General features: G+C 65.7%; 4 protein-coding genes and 1 pseudogene. 4 read left to right on the top strand and 1 reads right to left on the bottom strand.

Going from position 1 to position 5,062, the window contains the following annotated elements; translation table 11 throughout:
• The 3 genes from BM222_RS39590 to BM222_RS39580 form a co-directional block, all read left to right on the top strand.
• Window positions 1-303, top strand: a 303-nt coding sequence (locus BM222_RS39590) for a transposase (RefSeq protein ID WP_502690884.1), incomplete at its 5' end; no start/stop codon positions are given.
• 135 nt (window positions 304-438) lie between these two features.
• Window positions 439-2,916 carry an ATP-dependent helicase HrpB gene (gene hrpB / locus BM222_RS39585; protein ID WP_177243758.1) on the top strand — a complete coding sequence of 826 codons (2,478 nt, stop codon included), beginning with the start codon at window positions 439-441 and terminating at the stop codon, window positions 2,914-2,916.
• A 128-nt stretch (window positions 2,917-3,044) separates the two neighbouring features.
• On the top strand, window positions 3,045-3,554 hold the full coding sequence (locus BM222_RS39580) for a TIGR02281 family clan AA aspartic protease (RefSeq protein WP_177243757.1): 510 nt from the start codon (window positions 3,045-3,047) through the stop codon (window positions 3,552-3,554).
• A 35-nt stretch (window positions 3,555-3,589) separates the two neighbouring features.
• Here BM222_RS39580 and BM222_RS39575 read toward each other — a convergent pair whose 3' ends face one another.
• Entirely contained in the window at window positions 3,590-4,216 is a 627-nt protein-coding gene (locus BM222_RS39575) for a transglutaminase-like cysteine peptidase (RefSeq protein ID WP_244547439.1), read from the bottom strand.
• A 389-nt stretch (window positions 4,217-4,605) separates the two neighbouring features.
• On the opposite strand from BM222_RS39575, the pseudogene BM222_RS39570 reads away from it, so the two are divergent.
• Window positions 4,606-5,062: pseudogene (locus tag BM222_RS39570) on the top strand (phosphomannomutase/phosphoglucomutase); the annotation flags it as partial.

Genomic DNA, 5,062 nt, shown 5'->3' with positions numbered 1-5,062 from the left:
ATTGCCGGGCTCTATCGCCGGCGATGGGCCATCGAGTTGTTCTTTCGCTGGGTCAAGCAGACCCTCAAGATCACCCGCTTCGTGGGCACCTCCGAGAATGCCGTGCGAATCCAGATCTCCGTCGCCCTGATCGCCTTTCTGCTGCTGCGCCTGGCCCAGGCCGCCCAAAAAGCCGTTCAGAGCCCGCTCGTCTTCGCCAGGCTCGTCCGCACCAATCTCATGCACCGCAGATCGATCCAAAATCTGGACGCGCCCGAGCCAGTCCTTCAAGATCACAGACAGATGAGCCTCAGTCTATGCTAAGCGCTCAACCGGACAGCCGTGGGCTTGTCCCGGCCATCCACGTCTGTTTTCTAGGCGGGTCAGACGAGGTGGATGCTCGACTTGTGCGAAGACGCGCTTCGCGCTTTTGGCCGGGCATGACGAACGGATAGAATCTTGCCCCGCAATTTCGACACGCCGCTCCCGATCGATGCCGTGCTCGGCGACCTCGCCCGCGCGCTGGAGGCGCACAACGCGGCCGTGCTGGTGGCTCCCCCCGGCGCCGGCAAGACCACGCGCGTGCCGCTGGCGCTGCTCGATGCGCCCTGGACTGTTGGCAAGAAGATCATCGTGCTGGAGCCGCGGCGCATCGCCGCGCGCGCCAGCGCCGACCGGATGGCCAAGTCGCTGGGCGAGCGCGCCGGCGAAACCGTGGGCTACCGCGTCCGCTTCGGCTCGAAGATCTCGCGCGCCACACGCATCGAGGTCGTGACCGAAGGCATTTTCACCCGCCAGATTCTCGACGATCCCGAGCTCTCGGGCGTCGCCGCCATCCTGTTCGACGAATTCCACGAACGTTCACTCGACGCCGACATGGGCCTGGCGCTGGCGCGCGATGCGCAACTCGGCTTGCGCGAAGATCTCCGCATCCTCGTGATGTCGGCAACATTGGACGGCGCGCGCGTCGCAAAGCTGCTTGGCGAGGCGCCCGTCGTCGAGAGTGGGGGGCGCGCCTTTCCAGTCGAGACCCGTTATCTCGGCCGCAAGGCCGATGTGCCGATCGAGCGGCAGATGGCCGATGCGATTGCCTCGGCGCTGCGTGCCGACGGCGGCTCGGTGCTGGCCTTCCTGCCGGGCGCCGCCGAGATCCGCCGGACCCAGAATTTCCTCGGCGAGCGCGTGCAGGATGCCTCCATCGAGATCGTGCCGCTGTTCGGTGCGCTCGATGCCGCCGTGCAGGATCGCGCCATCTCGCCCGCACCGAAAGGCATGCGCAAGGTCGTGCTGGCGACCTCGATTGCAGAGACCTCGCTCACAATCGAGGGCGTCCGCATCGTGGTCGATTCCGGTCTCGCGCGCGTGCCGCGCTATGAGCCCGATATCGGTCTGACCCGGCTCGAGACCGTGCGTGCTGCCCGTGCGGCCGTCGACCAGCGCCGCGGCCGCGCCGGCCGCACCGAGCCCGGCGTGTGCTACCGGCTCTGGGACGAGCCGCAGACAGCCTCACTAGCGCCCTACACCCAGCCTGAAATTCTCAGCGCCGACCTGTCGTCGTTCGTGCTCGATCTTGCGCAATGGGGCGTGAGCGATCCGGCCGCGTTGTCATTTCTCGATCCGCCGCCTCAGCCCGCGCTAAAAGAGGCAAAGAGCCTGCTTGCCGAGCTCAACGCGCTCGATGCCGACGGTCGGATCACGGCGGAAGGCAAGAGCCTGCGCGCGCTGGCGCTGCCGCCGCGGCTCGCGCGCATGATCGTGGATTCGCATCGCGCCGGCGGCGGGGAGGCCGCGGCCGAAATCGCCGCCATCCTCACCGAGCGCGGGCTCGGCGGCGACAGCGTCGATCTCGATCAGCGTCTCGATCAATTCCGCCGCGACCGCTCACCCCGTGCGACCAGCGCCCGCGACCTCGCACGGCGCTGGGCCTCGCAAGTCGCGTCATTCGAGAAAGTGATGCCGGGGCAGGGCGAATTGCGGACGGGCATCATGCTCGCCTACGCCTTCCCCGACCGTGTTGCCCGCAATCGCGGCAACGGCAGCTTCGTGCTGGCCAACGGCCGCGGCGCGGTCGTCGAGCAGACGTCTTCGCTTGCGCGTGCGCCCTATGTTGCGGTGGCCGAGATGACGGGCGCGGCGGCAAGCGGGCGCATTCTCCTTGCCGCGCCGATCAGCGAGGGCGACATCGAAGGTCATTTCGCCGAGCACATCGAAACCTCGGACGAGGTTTCCTTTGATCGCGGCGCGATGGCGCTGCGTGGCCGCCGCAAACGCGCGCTCCACGCCATCACCTTGTCTGAGGCGCCCCTCATGCTGACGCCGTCCGAGGCGACGGCGCGCATCCTCGCCGACGGCCTGATCGCCGCCGGCCTCGACCGGTTGCCCTGGTCGAAAGCCGCCATCCAATGGCGCGACCGCGTGATGTTCCTGCGCAAGGCCGAAGGCGGGAGCTGGCCAGATCTGTCCGACCAAGCCCTGATTGCGAGGCGCGATGACTGGCTGGTCCCTGCGCTCCATGACAAGACGGCGCTGAAGGACGTCTCCGCCGGCGACCTTTCCGAGGCACTGATGGCGCTGTTGCCCTGGGAGCTGCGCGCGCGGCTCGAACGCGAGGCGCCTACCCATTTCGAGGCACCGACCGGAACGATGCTCGCGATCGACTATGAGGCCGAGCAGGGGCCGACCATCGCCGTGCGGCTCCAGGAACTGTTCGGCCTCAACACCCATCCGTCGATCGCGGGCGGCAAGGTGCCGCTGGTTCTGGAGCTGCTGTCGCCGGCACAGCGCCCGGTCCAGGTGACGCGCGACCTGCCCGGCTTCTGGCGCGGCAGCTACGCCGCCGTGCGCTCCGACCTGCGCGGGCGCTATCCGCGCCATCCCTGGCCGGACGATCCTGCGAACGCGCTGCCCACCCGGCGGGCGAAGCCGCGCGGCACCTGACAAGCACCGCCGCGCATTAACCGTACGCTCATCCTTTTCGTCAAAATAGCACCGGCCCGGCCCCGGCTTCGCTCGCGGACGAGCCTGCCGCGTGGTGAAATCGGGCTTTCCGGCTCAGAAGTGGTGTGATGCGTAACATTGTGATCTTCGCGGTCGTGATGATCGGCCTCGGTACATTCATGGCGCAGCTGGCGGACAAGATGAGCTCCGCGTCCGCCACCTCAGTGCCGCGCACCACAATCGCGCTCGCGACGGCTCCGGCCGGCGGCCGCAGCCTCAACATTCCCCGTGACGGCCGCGGTCATTTCCAGACCGAAGGCCGCATCGACGGTCAGCGCATCGGCTTCATGATCGACACCGGCGCTTCCGTGGTGGCGCTGAACGAGACCTCGGCTGCTCGCTTCGGCCTGCGCCCGTCGCGCGGCGATTACAACGCGAACGTCACCACGGCCAACGGCACCATCAAGGCCGCGCGCACCCGCATCGCCATGCTCGACGTCGGCGGCCTCATCGTTCGCGACGTCGACGCCATGGTGCTGCCGGACGAGGCGCTGTCGGAGAATTTGCTCGGTCTCTCCTTCCTGTCCAAGCTGAGGCGTTTCGAATACGCCAACGGCCAGATGGTGCTGGAACAGTAGGTAAGCGCCTCGGTCCACCGGCCCGACACGGAGCCCTACACGGTGCGCGGAGCGACGATATTCCAATATCGCGGGTTGCTCGGCGATTGCATTCGAAACCACCGGTAGGGTGCACGCGTCCAGGATACGATCTGCGGACTCAAACTATCCAGCACCAGGTCTCCGCGCTCCGTGCGAACGACCAGAACCAAGTGATGCTTGTCTCGGGAGGTCACGACCTCGCCGAGCAGAAGCGCCCGCTGCGGCCAGCCTCGGCTCAAAAGCCTGTGGCGCTTGCTGACGGCGTAGTCGTTGCAGTCGCCGCGCTCGGGATCGATGAGCCAGACTTCCGCTGCCAGGCCCAGCTCGTTCGATTCCGGGATGATGGCGTTGTTCACGGTCTCATTGACCTCATTCAATTCTTTCCATCGTGCCTCGGTCAAGTGAACCGGGCCGCCACGAAACTGCAGGCGGGGGCGGCATTCGTCCGGGTACCGCAGACAGAAGATCGTGTGTGTCATCGGCGGAAGCGTCGGATCGCCAAACCTGAGGTGCAGGGTCGTCGGCGCGGGACTGATCAGCAGGTTCGCCAACCTTTCGTTTGCCGGTTGAGCGTCCGTCATTTGGCAGATCGACGCGATCAAGCCAGCCGCAATCGCAGCCAGAATCGAGGCCGTGCGCATCCTTTGTCACCTACGCGTCACGTTGTGGGGAGAGCGCGAGACAGGGTGGAGTTAACGCTCGAATTTGATCAGGCAGACCGCGTCTTGCGCCATTGCGATTGTGGAATGTTCACCGGGCGAGACGGAGTAATCCGGGAGTGGATAAGCGCGGTGCGGACGAAAACCATGTCGCGAGTTGTGGGCATGAACTGCGCATCCGCCCTAGAGAGCGTCGATCGTGGCCGAGAACCTTGCCGAACTTTTGCGCGCTCCGAGCAGAGTGAGTAAGGTTTCTCCGTTACCAAACCGCCGCAATTGCCAGCCATAAGCTGCCAATCCCGCCTTCCGCTCGGCCTGCGCATTCGCTACGCCTGCGGTTTATTCCTTCCGCCGTCAACGAGACCGTCTCAATGTTTCCCAAGCCGAAATCCGTGTTGTTGCCCAACACCTACGCCTTCGAATCCGAGCCGATGGTGAAGCCCACCGGCTTTCGCGAATACGACGCGCGCTGGCTGTTCCAGAAGGAAATCAACCTGATGGGGGTCCAGGCGCTCGGCATGGGGCTGGGCGCGCTGATCGCCGAACTCGGTGTCCCTCGAGAGATCGTCACCGGCCATGATTTCCGCGGCTATTCTGCCTCGATCAAATATGCGCTGATTTCCGGCCTGATGGCTGCGGGCTGCAAGGTCCATGACATCGGGCTTGCGGTGACGCCGATGGCCTATTTCGCGCAATTCGATCTCGACGTGCCTGCTGTCGCGATGGTGACCGCCTCGCACAACGACAACGGCTGGACCGGCGTGAAGATGGGCGCCAATCGCCCGCTGACCTTCGGCCCCGACGAGATGACGCGGCTCAAGGAGATCG

Origin of the sequence: Bradyrhizobium sp. Gha (genome assembly GCF_900113735.1) — a bacterium.
In the GTDB taxonomy this organism is placed as follows: domain Bacteria; phylum Pseudomonadota; class Alphaproteobacteria; order Rhizobiales; family Xanthobacteraceae; genus Bradyrhizobium.
Note: the sequence above shows the minus strand (reverse complement) of the source record. Positions and strands in the feature narration are given on the sequence as shown.